The organism is Dactylosporangium salmoneum, from assembly GCF_039532525.1.
In the GTDB taxonomy this organism is placed as follows: domain Bacteria; phylum Actinomycetota; class Actinomycetes; order Mycobacteriales; family Micromonosporaceae; genus Dactylosporangium; species Dactylosporangium salmoneum.
The window spans coordinates 48,370-66,129 of record NZ_BAAARV010000073.1; the positions used below are offsets into that span (position 1 = coordinate 48,370).

The 17,760-nt window shown below is 74.1% G+C and carries 8 protein-coding genes; 6 read left to right on the forward strand and 2 right to left on the reverse strand.

What is annotated here, in order from left to right; translation table 11 throughout:
* Nucleotides 1–153: 153 nt before the first annotated feature.
* The gene (locus ABD352_RS37475; RefSeq protein ID WP_344617303.1) at nt 154–414 is read left to right on the forward strand and encodes an alcohol dehydrogenase catalytic domain-containing protein; all 261 of its coding nucleotides are present in this window, start codon (nt 154–156) and stop codon (nt 412–414) included.
* An 87-nt stretch (nt 415–501) separates the two neighbouring features.
* Here ABD352_RS37475 and ABD352_RS37480 read toward each other — a convergent pair whose 3' ends face one another.
* A complete protein-coding gene (locus ABD352_RS37480) occupies nt 502–1,371 on the reverse strand; it encodes a TIGR03619 family F420-dependent LLM class oxidoreductase (protein WP_344617304.1) in 870 nt (289 codons plus the stop codon).
* 234 nt (nt 1,372–1,605) lie between these two features.
* On the opposite strand from ABD352_RS37480, the gene ABD352_RS37485 reads away from it, so the two are divergent.
* Together ABD352_RS37485 and ABD352_RS37490 are read left to right on the forward strand one after the other, a co-directional pair.
* Nucleotides 1,606–2,325, forward strand: coding sequence for an SDR family NAD(P)-dependent oxidoreductase (locus ABD352_RS37485; protein ID WP_344617305.1), 720 nt, complete (start codon nt 1,606–1,608; stop codon nt 2,323–2,325).
* 10 nt (nt 2,326–2,335) lie between these two features.
* Complete coding sequence (locus tag ABD352_RS37490) at nt 2,336–3,688, forward strand: M1 family metallopeptidase (protein WP_344617306.1); 1,353 nt, start codon at nt 2,336–2,338, stop codon at nt 3,686–3,688.
* 44 nt (nt 3,689–3,732) lie between these two features.
* Here the strand turns inward: ABD352_RS37490 and ABD352_RS37495 are convergent, their stop codons facing one another.
* A complete protein-coding gene (locus ABD352_RS37495; RefSeq protein ID WP_344617307.1) occupies nt 3,733–4,002 on the reverse strand; it encodes a hypothetical protein in 270 nt (89 codons plus the stop codon).
* 458 nt (nt 4,003–4,460) lie between these two features.
* Here ABD352_RS37495 and ABD352_RS37500 point away from each other — a divergent pair, with 458 nt between their 5' ends.
* The 3 genes from ABD352_RS37500 to ABD352_RS37510 are packed head-to-tail and all read left to right on the forward strand — an operon-like array spanning nt 4,461 to nt 17,661.
* A complete protein-coding gene (locus ABD352_RS37500) occupies nt 4,461–9,212 on the forward strand; it encodes an amino acid adenylation domain-containing protein (protein WP_344617308.1) in 4,752 nt (1,583 codons plus the stop codon).
* The gene (locus ABD352_RS37505) at nt 9,209–12,397 is read left to right on the forward strand and encodes a non-ribosomal peptide synthetase (protein WP_344617309.1); all 3,189 of its coding nucleotides are present in this window, start codon (nt 9,209–9,211) and stop codon (nt 12,395–12,397) included. The genes ABD352_RS37500 and ABD352_RS37505 overlap by 4 nt, the downstream gene beginning before the upstream one ends.
* Complete coding sequence (locus tag ABD352_RS37510; RefSeq protein WP_344617310.1) at nt 12,394–17,661, forward strand: non-ribosomal peptide synthetase/MFS transporter; 5,268 nt, start codon at nt 12,394–12,396, stop codon at nt 17,659–17,661. The genes ABD352_RS37505 and ABD352_RS37510 overlap by 4 nt, the downstream gene beginning before the upstream one ends.
* The last annotated feature ends 99 nt before the right edge of the window (nt 17,662–17,760 follow it).

Here is a 17,760-nt window from a genome sequence, read left to right on the forward strand (position 1 = left end):
CGGGCGGCCTCGTCGCCCTCGACCGGCCCCGGCCCGCGCCCGGCAGTCATGAAGTGACCGTACGGGTCCAATCGGCTGGCGTGTGCGGCACGGACGCGCACCGCCTGGCCGGAGACGTGCCGACGAGGCCCGGCCGACCGATCGCCTTCGGTCATGGAGGGCGTCGGCGTCGTCGAGCAGCTGGGCCACGCGGTCGCCACCGACTGGGCCGGGACACCCCTGTCCGTCGGTGACACCGTGTACTGGTTCCCCGGCGCCGGTTGCCGTCGCTGCTACAACTGCAACGTCCGCCAGGACCCCGGTGCGTGCACGGCCCGGCTCTGGCCGCACAGCGCGGACGTCGGCGGACCGGCCGCCTACCAGCGCGGCTGGCCGGTCGGCCGGAGTATCGAGACCGGCTGGCCGCGCTGGTGACACACCGGTTCCCCCTGGCCGAGCTGGAACAGGCCATCGGTGTCATGGCGCGGGGTGAAGCGGTCAAAGCTGTCGTGGAGCCCTGAGTCAGGCGCCGGCCGCGATCGCGTCGATGGTGTCGGTGACCTCGGACGGGCTGCGCAGCCCCGGCGGAAGCCCGATCGCGACCACCGTGGCGCCGGCGGCTCGCAGCTGCTCCGCCGCCGCATAGGTGGCCTTGACGTCGAGGCGGCCGGCGGGCGTCAGGTACAGCGGCGCCGGGGCCCGCACGATGACGTCATCGGGGTCCCGGTCGTGGCGTTCAAAAGCCTCCCGAAGCCGCGTCACCGCCGCACGGAGCTCCTCGGGGGAGGTCAGCATCGGGCACCAGCCGTCCGCGAGCCGCGCGATGCGCTCGACGTTGCGGTCAGTGGGGGCCAAGGCCAGCAGCACCGGCACGCGCGGCTGCGAGGGCCGCGGCACGCAGGTGACGTCCTCGAGCCCGGCCACCGAGAAGACCGGCTGCTGCCAGGCATTGCGGCAGAAGACGAGGTTGCCCTCCAGCAACGTGTACCGCTGTGACCACGGGACACGGCAGGCCTCGTACTCCTCTCGTTGCCAGCCGACGCCGAAGACGGGTTGCGTACGGCCCTGGGACAGAACGTCGAGCGTGGCGATCTCCTTGGCGAGCACCGCCGGCGGCCGTAACGGGGCGAGGAGCGCGCCGGTCGACAGACGGATGCGGCTCGTGACCACGGCGGCGGCCGCCAAACAGATCAGCGGATCCGGCCACGGCACGTCCCGACCGAACTCGAAGCGACCGTACGGATATCGATCGGTGCGCGAGCCGATCAGCACATGCTCGCCGAGGTGAATCGAGAAGAGCCCGGCCCGGTCGGCCGCCGCGGCCGCGGCGACAAACCCAGCCACCGCCTCGCCGGGCAGTCTCGACGGCCAGCAGGCGAGCGAGATCTTCATCGTGTCAGCCTACCGGGCGCCCGGTTGACTTTGCCTCGCGGGTGGCGTTCGATGTCTGGAGCGCCACCAGGCCCCGGCGGATGGGGCAATGACCTTATGAACGGTGGTGGCATGGCCTCGGTCACCGGCGCGACCGGCAGCCCGGTGCCGTCAATCGCCATCGCCTGATTCCCCATCGAGGACGGCATCATGACCACATCCCCGAACCCGCAGGCGACGTCATCCGTCGCGATCGTGACCGGCGCCGCATCCGGCATCGGCCGCGCCACCGCACTGCGCCTGCTGGGCGCCGGCTGGCGGGTCTGCGCAGCTGATCTCGACGCCGACCGGGTTCGCGCCGCGTTGACCGCCTACGAGGGCAGCGCTGCGCTGCAGGCGCAGGCCGCCGACATCAGCTCACCGGAGGACGTTCAGGCCCTCTACCGCGCCGCCGACGCCGCGTTCGGTGGTCTCGACGGCGTGGCCAACGTCGCCGGGGTCAGCTTTCTGGAGGACCAGCGTATCGAAGACGTCGACGTCGAGACCTTCGACCGCACGCACGCGGTCAACCTGCGGGGCACGTTCCTGATGTGCAAGTACGCGATCGATCCGCTGCGCCGCCGCGGCGGCGGTGCGATCGTCAACCTGGGCTCGGTCGCCTCGGTCCGCGGCGTCGGCGGCCCGGCCTACGTCTCCAGCAAAGCCGGCATTGCCGGCCTGTCCCGGGCGATCGCGGCCTCCTACGCAGCCGACCTGATCCGCTGCAACACTGTGGCACCCGGGCCCACCAGCACCCCGATGCTGGAAATCTCCAAGCGGAAGTCGACCGTCACCACGCTGGGCGCAGCCGGGACCATCCCCGGCGAAGCGGACCCGGACGAGATTGCCGCGCTCGTACATTTTCTGCTCGGCCCGACCGGCCGGTTCATGACCGGAGGCATCTACACCCTCGACGGGGGCATCTCTCAACATTGATGATGACTCGATGCGCACATTTATGATTGTGACTGCGCTCGCGGGGGCTTTGTTGGTGTCGGCTACGCCGGCGTCGGCTCATGCGCCAGCTCGGGGCGCGTCGCCGGTCCTCTCGCAAGAGTTGCGCGGGCCAGGGGATATCCACTATGACGTGCGGCTGACCGCGGATGACACCGGCGGCCGTTGGCGCGGCAGCATGAGCGTGTTGTTCGTCAACACCACCGGCGTCCCGTTGGATACGGTCTGGCTTCGGCTGTGGGGTAATGGGGTCGACGGCTGCGGGGCACCGGCGGTGAAGGTCACCGGCCTGTCCGGTGGCACGGCGGGCGATCCGGCAGTCGGATGTACTGCCCTGCCGGTGCGGATGCCACACCCGCTGCGGCCCGGGCGTCTCGCACTCCTGCGCTTCGACCTTGACATCGTGGTGCCCGATCGGGATTTCCGCTTCGGCCACAAAGGACCGTACTACCTGCTCGGGCACGCGTTGCCGGTGCTTGCGGTGCACGACGGCAAAGGTTGGCACCTCGACCCGTACAGCGAGGGTGGGGAAAGCAACTACTCGCTGACCGCCGATTGGACCGTGCGCCTCGACCACCCGCGCGGGATCGCGGTTCCGGCAACCGGTACCGCGGTCGACGCGCCCGCAAGGCCCGGCCGCACCCTCACCACGATCGTCGCGCCGCGGGTCAGGGACTTCGCGTTCGCCGCAGGGCCATTCGCCCAGCGGGAAGCGTTGACCCGTAACGGTGTCCGGGTCCGGTTGTGGTCGGCCGCCGACGTGAGCGCCGAGGAGGTGGATGACACGCTGGCCGGAGCGGTTGAATACATGGACACCTACACCGGCTGGTACGGACGCTACCCCTACCCGGAAGTCGACGTGGTCTCCTCACACTTCGAGTGGGGGAGCATGGAGTACCCCACATATGTGGTGGCCTATCCGGCCCGTACCGCGGTCGCGCACGAGCTGGCGCACCAGTGGTGGTACGGGCTTGTCGGCAATGACCAGTACGCCGACCCGTGGCTGGACGAGGCGTTCGCCGAGTACTCGAAACAGCGGGTGACCGGCGACGAGAACCCGTTCTGCGCCTATCCCTTCTGGCCGTCACCGGAGGCAAAGGTAACCAACGGGATGGACTACTTCAACGCCAACGGCTTCTACGCCCTGGTGGTCTACCTTCTCGGGTCGTGTCTGCTGAAGGATCTGGAGCAGACGATGGGGCCGGACCGGTGGCTGGCGTTCCTGCGCGACTACGCCACGGCCCACCGATACGGCGTGTCGACGCCGGTCGCCTTCCGGACCGCGGCGCAGGCGGCCAGCCCGGTCGACCTGGCGCCGGTGTTCGACCGCTGGAGAGCCGGCTGATCGATGCCTCTGTCCCTGAGCGGGGCCGCGCTGCGCGGCCCCGCTCAGGACTTCAGGCCGCGCATGCCGAGCACGACCGGTGGCGGCGCCGCCGGGGTCTCGCCGATGACCACGCCCTCGACGGTGACGTATCGGCCCGGGGCAGGGCCTGGCTCGCCGCGCAGCAGCGTGTGAACGGCGATCGTGTCTTCCCGCGACAAGGTGAGCGGGCTGGCCGGGCGGGCGTCGGCCTGGCGCGTCCAGTTCGGCATGCCGTGGTCGATGCCCGCAATCACGCGGCCCGGCAACGACCGGGTCAGCGTCGCCAGTTCCATCGTGGCGAAGGCGGCGTTGCATGCCCCGGCCGGCGGGATGCCGATGCCGACCGTGATTCGCTCCGTGGCGCGAGCAGGGCGCCGGCCGGGGCCACGCCGCCGCGGAACCCCAGATCCTCCACCCACAGTTCCTCGAATCCGAACTGCTCGGCCCGGCGGGCATACGTCAGCACCCGGTCCGCGGGGAGATCCCGCGGCGCCACAACCCCAATTCGTGCCATGTGCTTGGACTCGCACGTGGGGCGATACCGACCAAATCATCGCTAGGGTGCTGAATAGGGTTTGGCCTTCCCGCACGCCGATCGGCACCGGTTCTGCGAGGTGAGGCCGCGTTTCCGGTGATCGCCGGACCTTTGACTGCAGTGGATTTACCCGAGATTGCCCTTGAATTGGTGCGGCATTATTTCCGGAAGGAAAACGGCTAACGCACGGCCGTCCGATATTGGGGAGGGCTGCGCGTGTTTCAGCGTGTCCACGATCAGGTCGAAGAGCAGGCAAGGCGCACACCGGACCGGGTTGCCGTGATCGCCGGCACCGTCCGGACGCGCTACGCGGAGCTCGACGCCCGCGCGAACCGGATCGCCCGAGAGCTGTCTCTTGCGGGAGCCGGTCCCGGTGAGCTCGTGGGCGTGTGCCTGGGCCGCGACGAGCACCTGCTCCCGGCGCTGCTGGGCGTACTGAAGACCGGTGCCGCCTACGTGCCGATGGACCCGGCGTACCCGGCCGAGCGGCTGGCGTACATCGCCGTCGACACGAAGATGCGGCTCGTCGCCACCACCCGGGCCACGACGCTTCCCGGCCTGGACGCCGTCGCGGTGCCGGTCGACGAGATCGCCGCGGACGCCGACGCGACCCCGCTCGACCGGCCCGGCGACGGCACCGACGCGGCGTACGTCATCTACACCTCGGGCTCCACCGGCCGCCCCAAGGGTGTCGTCGTCGAGCACCGCAACACGATGAACCTGCTGCGGTACGAGGCCGAGGCGTACACCGCCGAGGAGCTGAGCGGCCTGCTCGCCACCGCGTCGATCTGCTTCGACCCCTCGATCACCCAGCTGTTCCTGCCCCTGGCCACGGGCGGCACGGTCATCCTCGCCGAGAACGTCCTCGCCCTGCCCGCGCTGCCGGCCCGCGACGAGGTCACGACCGTCTACGGCGTGCCGTCCGCGCTCGCCGCGCTGCTGCGCGAGCCGCTGCCGAGCGGCGTGCGGGCCGTGTTCGCCGGCGGGGAGCCGCTGACCCGGGCGCTGGTCGACCGGATCTACGCCAACCCCGGTGTGCGCCGGGTGCTCAACCTCTACGGTCCGACCGAGTGCACCACGACCTGCGCGATCGCCGAGGTCGGCCGCGACGACACCGGCGAGCCGCCGATCGGGCAGCCGATCGCGGGCGCCGTCATGTCCGTGCGCGACGCCGACGGGCAGCCGGTCGCCGACGGCGAGCTGGGCGAGCTGTGGATCGGCGGCCCGGTGGTCGCCCGCGGCTACCTGAACCGCGACAGCGGCGGGTTCGGCGACGGCTGGTACCGCTCCGGCGACCTGGTCCGCGCTGACGGCACCGTGCTGCGGTTCGCCGGCCGCGCCGACGACCAGGTGAAGATCCGTGGCTACCGGGTCGAGCCCGGCGAGGTCGAGGCGGTGCTCGTGCGCCACCCGGCCGTGCGCCGCGCTGGTGTCGTCGCCGCCGCCGACGAGGACGGCGTGTCCTACCTGGTCGGGCACGTGGAGGCGACCGGCCTCGACGAGCGCGGCCTGCGCGCGTGGCTGCGCCGCCGGGTGCCGGAGCACCTGGTGCCGACCCGGTTCGCGATCACCGAGCGGCTGCCCCTGAGCCCGAACGGCAAGATCGACCGGGCCGCCCTGCCCGCGCTCGCCGCCCGGCGCGGGACCGAGACCGCGTTCGTCGCGCCCCGCACGCCCGCCGAAGAGCGGCTCGCCGCGATCGTCGGCGACGTGCTGGGCATCGACGAGATCGGAGTCGACGACCGCTTCACCGACCTCGGCGGGCACTCGCTGGCCGCGGCCCGGGTCTGCGCGCTCGCCGGCCGCGAGTTCGCGACCACGGTGCCGCTGGCCGCGTTCCTCGCCGAGCCGACCGTCGCCGCCCTCGCCACCCTGGTGCAGGCGGGCTCAGAGGCGGGCTCGGCCCCGGTCGCGAGCGGCCCAGTGCGGCACGAGGGCGTGCTCGAGTACCCGCTCACCCCGACCCAGCACGGCCTGTGGACGCTGCGGCAGGTCGGCTCGGTGCCGGCCGTGACCACGGTGGCGTTCCGGGCCCGGCTCACCGGGCCGGTCGAGGCGCCCGCCCTGCGCTCGGCGCTGGCCGCGCTGGTGTCGCGTCATGAGGTGCTGCGCAGCCGGGTCGTCGAGCGCGACGGCGAGCCGATCGCGGTCGTGGGCGGGTGGACGGACGTCCCCGTCGCCGAGCACGACCTGCGCGACCGGCCCGCGGCCGGGCGCGCCGGGGAGGCGGACGCGATCGCCGAGGCCGCCGCCCGTCACGCCTTCGACCTGACCGGCGCCGCGCCGCTGCTGCGGGTCGAGCTCATCCGGCTCGCCGCCGGGGTGTCGGAGCTGGTGGTCGTCGCCGACCACATCGCCTTCGACGGCTGGTCCACCGGCACGTTCCTCAACGAGCTCGCGACCGAGCTGGCCGCGCCCGGGACCGTCGAGCCGCCGCCGGTGCAGGTCGGCGACCTCGCCTTCACGCCCGACGGCGCGACGGACGCGTGGCGGGACGAACTGGCCGGCGCGTCGCCGCCGAGCGAGCTGTTCTCGGGCACCGCGGGCTTCCGCGGCGAGCGGATCACCCGCCCGGTGCCGCCGGCGAGCGGCACCGCGGTCTTCGCGGACTGGCTGACCGCACTCGGGCTGCTGCTGGCCGGGTTCACCGCCCGCAAAGACGTGCTCGTCGGCGTGGTCGTGGCCCGGCGCGCCGGACCCGAACTCGACCGGGTCATCGGCCCGCTCGTCGACGTGCTGCCGATCCGGCTGCGGCTGGAGCCCGCGGCCACCGTCCGGGACACGGTCGCGGCCGTGTCGGCGACGACGGCCCGGGCGCTGGACCGGCCCCGGCCGTCCACGGAGGACCTGTTCGCGGCCGTCGGCACCCAGTCGCGCGGGGCGATGCTGACCCCGGTGGTGCTTTCCGCGCAGCCGGCCGGGATGCCGGTCCGGGTCGAGCGGGGCGGGGTGCGGCTGGAGCTGCTCGGCGAGCTGGGGTGCGGCGGGGCGCAGAACCCGTTGACCGTCTTCGTGAACGAGACGGCCGACGGGGTCGAGCTTCAGGTGGAGTACGACACCGGCCTCACGAATCGCGAGTGGGTGGAGGCGTTCGCGGACCGGCTCCTGCGCGTGCTCGCCGAGGTCACCGCGGACCCGGGCCGCCTGCTGCACCGCCTGCCGCTGGTCACCGCGGCCGAGGAGGCGCAGCTGCTCGACCTGGCCGCCGGTCCGCCGATCCCGGCCGGCGCGCCGGCCACGGCGGTCGAGGCGATCGAGCGGCAGGTGCGGGAGCGCCCCGACGAGGTGGCCGTCGCCGGCGCCGACGGCGAGATGACGTTCCGGCAGCTGTGGGACGACTCGGCCGCGATCGCGGCGGTCCTGCTCGGCCAGGGCATCGAGCCCGGCGACGTCGTCGGCGTGTGCCTGCCGCGCGACCACCGGATGCCGGCGACGCTGCTCGGGGTGTGGCGGGCCGGGGCGGCCTACCTGCCGCTGGAGCCGGAGCTGCCGGCCGAGCGCCTGGCCTGGCTCGCCGCGGACGGCGGCGCGAAGACCGTGCTCTGCCGGTCCACGACCGCCGCCGCGGCCGGATCAGGCGCGCTGGACCTCGACCGGGCGCCGGCCGCGCCCGTGGCCGAGCTCCCCGTCGTCGGGCCCGGCGATCGGGCCTATCTGCTCTACACCTCGGGCTCGACCGGCAAGCCGAAGGGCGTGGCCGTCGCGCAGGCCAGCGTCGCCGCGCTCACCGAGGCGCTGCGCTTCGAGCCCGGCTTCGGGCCCGGGGACCGGATGCTCGCCGTGGCCACGCTCAGCTTCGACATCTCGTGCGCGGAGATCTGGTCCGCGCTCGGCGTCGGCGCCTGCTGCGTGGTCGTCGACCGCGACAGCGCGGTGGACGGGTACCGCCTCGGCCGCCAGATCGCCGAGCACCGCGTCAACGTGATGAACGTGCCGCCGACGATCCTGCGCACCCTGCTCGCGGCGGGCTGGACGGGCGGGGCGGACCTGCGCGTGTGGGCCGGCGGCGAGACGCTCGACCCGGCCCTGGCCCGCGAGCTGCTGCCGGTGGTGCGGGAGCTGTGGAACGTGTACGGCCCGACCGAGGCCACCGTGTTGTCGACCGCGTACCGCGTCCTCGAGGTCGGCGACGCCGTGCCGATCGGGCACGCGATGCTCGGCGAGCGGCTCTACGTCATGGATCCGCTGGAGCGGCTCGTCCCGGCGGGCGTCGCGGGCGAGCTGTGGATCGGCGGCGCCGGGCCGGCCATCGGCTACCACAACCGGCCGGACCTGACCGAGGCCGCGTTCGTGCCCGACCCCGTCGTGCCCGGCGGGCGGTGCTACCGCACCGGGGACCTGGTCCGCCGCCGGCCGGACGGCGAGATCGTGTTCTGCGGCCGGCGCGACCATCAGCTGAAGATTCGCGGCTACCGCGTCGAGCTCGGCGAGATCGAGGCCGCGCTGCGCGCCCACCCCGACGTCGAGCACGCGGTCGTCACCGCGCGGGGCCAGGGCGCCGAGGCGCACCTCGTCGGCTACGTCGCCGGCCCGGTCACCGCCGAGCAGGCCGCCGCCCACCTGCGCGCGAGCCTGCCTTCCTATCTGGTGCCGCACCGCTGGGTGGTGCTCGACGCGCTGCCGATGACGCCCAGCGGCAAGGTCAACCTCGGCGCGCTGCCCGAGCCCGGCGAGGACCGGCCGCACCGGCCGGCCGAGTCGATGATGGAGCAGCTGGTCGCCGACGTCTGGGCCCAGATCCTCACCACCGATCGCATCGGCGCCGACGACAGCTTCTTCGGCCTCGGCGGGCACTCGCTCGCCGCGACCCGGGTCGCGGGCCGGCTGCGCGAGACGCTCGGCTGCGCGGTCCCCGTGCGGCTGTTGTTCGACCACCCGGTGCTCGCGAACTTCGCGGGGCAACTCGAGCGGCTTGTCATGGACGACATCGTGGCCGAACCGGCCACCGGCAATAGGGAAAAGCGATGACCTTGTCTCACCAGGACAACCTACGGGCCCTCATGGAGCGGCGGGTCGCGGCTGCCCGCGCCGCCGCCCGGGCCGACGCGGAGATCCCGCGCCGGTCCGACCCGGACGCGCCGCAGCCGCTGTCGCCGTCGCAGGCCCGGCTGTGGTTCAACGCGCAGTTCGAGACCAACCCGTCGATCTACCACGTGCCCACGGTGCTGCGGCTGACCGGCCCGCTCGATGCCGACGCGTTGCTGGCCGCGCTGCGCGAGGTCGCCGCCCGGCACGAGGTCCTGCGCAGCGTCATCGCGCCGCCCGGGCACGCCGTCGCCGGTCCGGCCGACCGGATCGAACTGTCCCTGGCGGACATCGACGAGCCGGGGCTGGACGCGGCGCTGCGGACCGAGGTGAGCCGGCCGTTCGAGCTCGACCGCGAGCCGCCGATGCGGGCCGTGCTCTTCCGGCTTGGCGCCGAGCACCACGTGCTGGCCCTGACCGTGCACCACATCGCCACCGACGCGTGGTCGCATGGCCTGCTGTTCGACGAGATCGGCGCGCTCTACGCCGCCCGGCTCGGCCAGGGCGCGCCGCCCGCCCCGCCGCGGCTGCAGTACGCCGACATCACCGAGTGGCAGGCCACGCGGACCGCGGACGACCACGTCGGCTGGTGGGTCGAGCGGCTGGCCGGGCTCGCCCCGGTGCTCGCGCTCCCCGTCGACCGGCCCTACCCGGCGGTGGCCGACTGGAGCGGCGGCTACCTGCCGTTCAGCCTGTCCCCGGCCCTGGCCGAGCGGATGCGCGAGACCGCCCGGGAGTGCAACGCGACGCCGTTCATGGTGGTGCTCGCGGCCTGGCAGGCGCTGCTGGGCCGGCTCTGCGGCAGCGAGGACGTCGCTGTCGGCGTGCCCGAGTCCGGGCGCCACCACCGCGCGACCGAGGGCGTCGTCGGCTGCTTCATCAACACGCTCGTGATGCGCACCGACCTGTCCGGCGACCCAACCGGCCGGCAGCTGCTCGGCCGCGTCCGGGAGACCACCCTCGAGGCGTTCGCGCACGCCACCGCGCCCTTCGAGCGGGTCGTGGAGGCCGTGGCGCCCGAGCGCTCCACCGCCACGACGCCGATCTTCCAGTCGATGCTGTACCTGCTCGAGACCGCCCAGCGCGACCCGGTGCTGCCGGGCGTGCGCGCCGAGCGGCTCGACCCCCCGCTCGACTTCAACAAGTTCGACGTGAGCCTGTCGCTGGAGGCCGAGGGCGGCGGCTACGACGGCGAGCTGCACTACCGCCGGGACCTGTTCGACCGGGCGACGGTCGAGCGCTGGGCGCGCTGGCTGCTCGCCCTGCTCGACGGGATGCTGGCCGAGCCCGACCGCCCGCTCTCGCAGCTCGACCTGCTGGGCGACGCCGAGCGGGCCGACCTGGTGGCCCTCGGCACCGGCCCCGACCTGCCCGCCGACGCGCCCGCCACGGTGCTCGACGCGGTCCTCGCCCAGGCCGACGCCCGCCCGGCGGCCGTCGCCGTCGACGCCTCCGACGGCACCCTGAGCTACGGCGACCTGGCCGTGGCCGCGGCCCGGATCGCGACCGCGCTGCGCGCGCACGGGGCCGGGTCCGGCGCGCCCGTCGGGATCTGCCTGCCCCGCGACCGGCACCTGCCCGCCGCGCTGGTCGGCGTCTGGCAAGCCGGATCGGCCTACGTGCCGCTGGAGCCCGACCACCCGGCCGAGCGGCTGCGGTACCAGCTCAGCGACTCCGGCGCCAAGGTCGTCCTCGCCGCCGCGGAGACGCTGGACGTGGCCCGCCCGCTCGTCGAGGGCACCGGCGCCGTCCTCGTCGACCTGGCCGACGCGCTGGCCGCCGAGCCCGGCGAGCTCCCCGCGACCGGCCCCGACGACCTCGCGTACATCCTCTACACCTCCGGCTCGACCGGCCGTCCCAAGGGGGTGGAGCTCAGCCACGGCGCCGTCGCGGCGTTCGTCGCCGCCAACTGCGAGCTGGTGCCGGTGACGCCCGACGACGTGATGCTCGGCCTGACCGCACTCTCGTTCGACGTGGCCGGGTTCGAGCTGTGGTGCGGCCTCGGCAAGGGCGCCCGGCTGGTGCTGCTGGAGCGCGGCGTGGCCGTCGACGGGCACCTCGTGGCGCAGCGCATCGTCGAGTCCAAGGTGACCGTGATGACCGCGACCCCGACCACGTTCCGGATGCTCGTCGCGGCCGGCTGGCAGTCGCCGGAGGTGCGGGGGGTCGCCATCGGCGAGGCCCTCGACCCCGCGCTCGCCCGCGAGCTCACGGCCCGGCTCGGCGAGTGCTGGAACGGCTACGGCCCGACCGAGACCGCCGTGGTGTCCACGATGTACCGCGTCACCGCCCCCGTCGGCGACACCGTGCCCATCGGCATCCCGATGGCGGGGGAGTGGGTGTACGTGGTGGACGCCGCCGGTCGCCTCGCGCTGCCCGGGACCATCGGCGAGCTGTGGATCGGCGGAGCCGGTGTGGCCCGCGGCTACCACGGCCGGCCCGACCTGACCGAGGCCGCGTTCGTCGCCGACCCGGTCCGGCCCGGCGAGCGCTGCTACCGCACCGGTGACCTGGTGCGCTGGCGCACCGACGGGCTGCTGGACTTCCTCGGCCGCCGCGACCACCAGGTGAAGGTGCGCGGGCACCGCATCGAGCTCGGCGAGATCGAGTCGCAGCTGCGCTCGGCGCCGGGCGTGGCCGAGGCGGTGGTGACCGTCGCCGACCCGACCGGCGACGCGCACCTCGTCGGCTACGTGGTGCCGCAGCCGGGGTCGACGCCGGACACGCAGGCCCTGGAGACCCTGCTGCGGGCGACGCTGCCCGACTACATGGTTCCGCGCCGCTGGATGACGCTGGACGCGCTGCCGGTCAACGCCTCCGGGAAGGTCGACCGCACGGCGCTGCCCGAGCCGCGGGACGAGGTGCAGCAGCGGGTCGCGCCGCGCACCGAGGCGGAGCAGCTGGTCGCCGAGGTGTGGAGCGCCGTGCTGCAGCGCGATGAGCTGTCGGTGTACGACAACTTCTTCGCGCTGGGCGGGCACTCCTTGTCGGCGACGCTGGTCGTGGGCCGGCTCCGCGACGCGCTGGACTTCCCGGTGCCGGTCCGGCTGCAGTTCGAGCAGCCGGTGCTGGCGAACTTCGCCGCCGCGCTGGAGGCGTTGCTGCTGGCCGAGGGGACGCAGGCGTGACGGTCACCGACGCCCAGCGCTCGCTGCTGCAGCAGCGGCTGGCCGCGGCACGCCGCAACGCCGTCCGCACCGCCAGTACCATTCCCGCGTCCCCCGACCAGGACTCGCCGGCGCCGCTGTCGCCGGCGCAGGCCCGGCTGTGGTTCCTGCACCAGCTGGAGCCGGACAGCGGCGCCTACCACGTGACGGCCACCGTGCGGCTGACCGGCCCGCTCGACGTGGCCGTGCTGACCGCCGCGATCCGGGACCTGGCCGTGCGCCACCACGTGCTGCGCACCCGGTTCGTGGACCGCGACGGCGTGCCGACCGCGGTGCTGGGCGGCGCGGACGACGTGCCCGTCGAGACCGACGAGGAGCTGGACGCGTTCCGGCGGCGGGCGTTCCGGCTCGAGGAGGAGCCGCCGCTGCGGGCGCTGATCCGCCGCGACGGGCCGGATGAACACGTGCTGCTGCTCGTGGTGCACCACATCGCTTTCGACGAGTGGTCGGTGGATCTGGCGCTGCGCGAGATCGCCGACCTGTACACCCGCCGCCTCGACGGCCGCCCGGCGCCGGACGCGCCCGGGCTGCAGTACGCCGACTACGCCCGCTGGCAGGCCGGCCTCGAGCCGTCGGCGGCGGCCCTGGACCGGTGGGTCGAGCGGCTGCAGGGCCTGGCGCCGGTGCTGGACCTGCCGACCGACCGGCCCCGCCCCGCGGTGGCCGGCCACGGGGCCGGCCAGGTGCCGGTGCACGTGCCCGCGGCGCTGGCCGGCCCGATCGCCGGCCTCGCCGCCTCCTGCGGGGCCACCCCGTTCATGGTGCTGCTCACCGCGCTCCAGGCCCTGCTGGCCCGGGTGTGCGGCACGGACGACATCCCGATCGGCGTCCCGGTCGCAGGCCGGCACCACCCCGACGTCGAGAAGATGATCGGCTGCTTCATCGGCACACTGGTCATGCGGACCGACTGCTCCGGCGACCCGACCGGGCGGGAGCTGCTCAACCGGGTCCGCGAGATGGCGATCGACGCGCTCGCGCAGTCCGAGACCCCGTTCGAGCGGATCGTGGAGCGGCTGCAGCCCGAGCGCAACCTCGGTCACACGCCGATCTTCCAGGTGCTGCTCAACGTGCTGGAGCAGCCGGCCGCGGCGCCGCGCCTGCCGAACCTGGACGCGCAGGGCGTCGAGCTGCCGATCCACACGGCCAAGTACGACCTCAACCTCACGCTGTTGCGCGTGGACGACGGCTACCGCGGCCCGCTGGTGTTCCGGTCCGACCTGTTCGACGAGGAGACCGTCCGGCGGCTGGTGGACTGGTTCCTGGCGCTGCTGACGGGCCTGGTCACCGAGCCCGACCGCCCCGTCGGCGAGCTGGCGCTGGAGCCCGGCGTGCGGCCCGGGCCGGACGGCCCGCGGGTGTCCTACCCGCTGGACCGGCCGCTGCACGAGCTCATCGCCCGCCACGCGGAGTCGACGCCGGCCGCGACCGCGGTGGTCGCGGCGGACGGCCGGCTGTCCTATGTGGAGCTGGACCGGCGCGCCGGGGTGGTGGCGGCCCGGCTGCTGGCGGCCGGCGTGCGGCCCGAGGAGCCGGTCGCGGTGCTCACGGAGCGCGGGACGGCCCTGCCCGTCGCGATGCTCGGCGCACTCAAGGCCGGCGCCGTCTACCTGCCCGTCGACCCGGGCTACCCGGACGGCCGCGTGGCGGAGATCCTCGACGCCGCGCAGGTCCGGTTCGTGCTCACCGAGGCGGCGTTCGCGGGCCGTGAGCCGTGCCGCGTCCCGGGCCGCGAGGCGATCGTGGTCGCGGACGTGACCGGCGAGCCGGCCGAGGCCGTGGTGGTGCCGATGGACCACCTCGCGTACCTCATCTTCACGTCCGGCTCGACCGGCCGGCCCAAGGGCGTCATGGTCGAGCACCGCAACATCGCGCACTACCTGCACGCGGTGGCGGACCGCATCGGGCACCACGGCTCCTACGCCCTGGTGTCCACCCACGCGGCCGACCTCGGCATGACGAACCTGTTCGGGGCGCTGGCCACCGGCGGCGTGGCGCACCTCGTGGACCGCGAGACCGCCACGGACCCGGAGGCGTTCGCGGCCTACCTGGCCGAGCATCCGGTCGATGCGATGAAGCTGGTCCCGAGCCACCTGGAGCTGCTGGCCGCGCACGGCGACCTCGCCGCGCTGCTGCCCCGGGAGCTGCTCGTCCTGGCCGGCGAGCCGTGCCCGTGGGAGCTCGTCGACCGCATCGAGCGGGTCCGGCCGGACCTCGAGGTGCAGGTCCACTACGGCCCGACCGAGACGACGGTCTCCGTGCTCGGCTGCGACGTGCGCGAGGTTCCGGCCGACCGCCGCATCGGCACCGTCCCCATCGGACGCCCGTTCGCGAACGTCGAGTGCCGGGTGACCGACCGGGCGGGCCGGCCGGTGCCGGACGGGGTGCCGGGCGAGCTGCGCATCGGCGGCCCGAGCGTGGCCCGCGGATACCTGAACCTCGTCGACGACCGCTTTCAGCAGGGTTGGTACCGCTCCGGCGACCGCGTCCGCGTCGACGCCCACGGCCTGGTGCAGATCCTGGGCCGCGTCGACGACCAGGTGAAGATCCGCGGCTTCCGGGTGGAGCTCAACGAGGTCGCCTCCGCGGTGCGCGGGGTCCCCGGCGTCGGCGAGGCCGTGGTACTGCCCGTCGGCGAGGCGCACACCCGCCGGCTGGCCGCCTGGATCACGCCCGCCACGGCCGATCCCGGGGTGGTGCGGGCCGCGCTGCGTGACCGGCTGCCGGACTACATGGTGCCGTCGGCGTTCGTGGTCCTCGACCGGCTCCCGTTGACCGCCAACGGCAAGGTGGACCGGACCGCGCTGCCCGCACCGCAGCCGCCGGGCGCCGCGACCCGGGTCGCGCCGGAGTCCCCGACGCAGCTGCGGGTCGCCGCGGCCTGGGCCGAGGTCCTCGACGGTGCCGAGATCGGGCTGGACGACGACTTCTTCGCCCTCGGCGGCGACTCGTTCAAGGCCGTGCGCGCCGTGCGGGCCATCGACCCGCAGCTGCGCGTCATCGACCTGTTCACCCGCCCGACCGTGCGCGAGCTGGCCGCCTATCTCGACGGCGACACCGGCTCGACCGGGCTGCTGCACCGCCTCGCGGGCCCGGCCGACGCGACGCTGACCGTCGTCTGCGTGCCCTACGGCGGCGGCTCGGCCGCGGCGTACGGGCCGCTCGCCACCGAGCTCGCGCAGCGCCTCCCGGGCGCGGCCGTGCTGGCGATCGAGCTACCCGGGCACGACCCGGCCCGGCCCGACGAGCCGCCGCTGCCGATGGCCGAGCTGATCGACCGCGTGGTGGCGGACCTGCCGACCGGCCCGGTGCTGGTCTACGGCCACTGCGTCGGCTCGGCGGCCGCCACCGAGCTCGCCCTGCGCCTGGAGTCCGACGGCCGCGAGGTCGCCGGGCTGGTCGTCGGCGGCAGCTTCCCGGCGGCGCGGCTGCCGGGGCGGGTGTCCTCCTGGCTGCACCGGCGCTTCCACGCCACGTGGTTCACCTCCGACCGGGCGTACCGCGACTTCCTGCGCACGCTCGGCGGCCTCGACGACGACGAGGGCCTCGACGCCGACGTGATCCTGCGCAGCCTGCGGCACGACGTGGACGAGTCGCAGACCTGGTTCACCCGCGAGCTGACCCGGCCCGACCGGCGGCGGCTGCGGGCGCCCGTGCTGTGCCTGATCGGGGCGCGGGACCGCTCGACGGAGCTGTACCAGGAACGCTATGCGGAATGGGGCGCCTTCGCGGATCACGTCGGGCTGGCGGTCCTGCCCCGGGCCGGGCACTACTTCCTCAAGCACCAGGCGGCGGCCGCGGCCGCCGAGATCGCCGACGCGCTGCGGGAGTGGGGCGCGGGCCGGACGCCGGAGGTGGTCAGCACCGCGGTCACCGGCGGCCGGGCCCGCCGCGACCTGCGCGAGTTCTACGTCATGACGGCCGGCCAGACCACCTCGCTGATCGGTGCCGCGCTGAGCTCGTTCGCCCTGGGCGTCTGGGCGTACCAGCAGAACGGCCGCGTCGCCGACTACGCCCTCGTCACCATGCTGGCCCTGCTGCCCTCGATCCTGCTGCTGCCGGTGGGCGGGGCCGTGGCGGACCGGATCGACCGGCGGCGCATCATGCTGGCCTGCAACGGGGCGGGCGCGGTGGTCATGTCCGCCGTGGTCACCCTGCTGGCGCTGGGCCGCCTGGAGATCTGGAGCGTCGGGCTGCTGGCCGGGCTGCTGTCCGCGGTGACCGCCTTCCACCGGCCCGCCTACCTGGCCGCGGTCGCGCAGCTGGTGCCGAAGCCCTACCTGGGCCAGGCCAACGCGCTGGCGAACCTCGGCCCGGGCATCGGCATGCTCATCGCCCCGCTGGCCGGCGGCGCGCTGATCACGGCGCTGGGCATGCCGTGGGTGGTCGCGGTCGACGTGGTGTCGCTGCTCGTCGGCGTCGGCACGCTGCTGCTGGTGCGCCTGCCCGACCGGCTCTTCCGCCGGCAGGAGGAGACCTTCGTCCGCGCGATCGTCGGCGGCTGGCGGTTCCTCGTCCGACGTCGCCCGCTCATGATCATGATCGTGTTCTTCGTGGTCGAGAACTATCTCGCGATGCTCGCCCTCGCCGTGACCGTGCCGACCGTGTACGCGTTCGGCGGCACGACGGCGGTCAGCCTCGTCACCGCGTTCAGCGGCGTCGGGGCCGGCCTCGGCGCGCTGGCCATGGTGCTGTGGGGCGGCGCCGAACGCCGTGCCACGGGCATGGTGGGCTTCGTCATCGGGGTCGGTCTCGGAGCCGCGCTCGTCGGGCTGCGGCCGTCGACGGCGCTCGCGGCGGCGGGCAGTCTCATCTGGTACGGCTCGCTCACCGTCCTCAACGCCCACTGGCTCGCGATCATCCAGGTCAAGGTCGGCCTGGAGCTGCAGGGCCGGGTGCTCGCCACGAACCAGATGCTGGCGGTGGCGATGACGCCGGTCGCGTTCCTGACCGCACCGCCGTTCACGGACGCGGTCACGCCGCTGCTGCGGCCGGGGGGCGCGCTCGCGGACACGGTCGGGCTGGTCGTGGGGGTCGGGGATGGCCGCGGTACGGGACTGATCCTGCTCGCCTGCGGCGTGCTGCTGGTGATCTGGGGCGCGCTGGGCCTGGCCTACCGTCCCCTGCACCGGATGGAGGACGACCTGCCGGACGCCTCAGCGGGTGCCGAGATCCCCGACTCGCTGGACGAGGTCCAGGCCCAGGCCGACGAACAGGTGCGTGTGTAGTCCGACGTGATGTTCCCGACGCGGTCGTCCACGAACAACGCGTGATCGGGGACCAGGCCGGCCTCGCGGCAGCACCAGCAATATGCCGCGGGGTCCGGC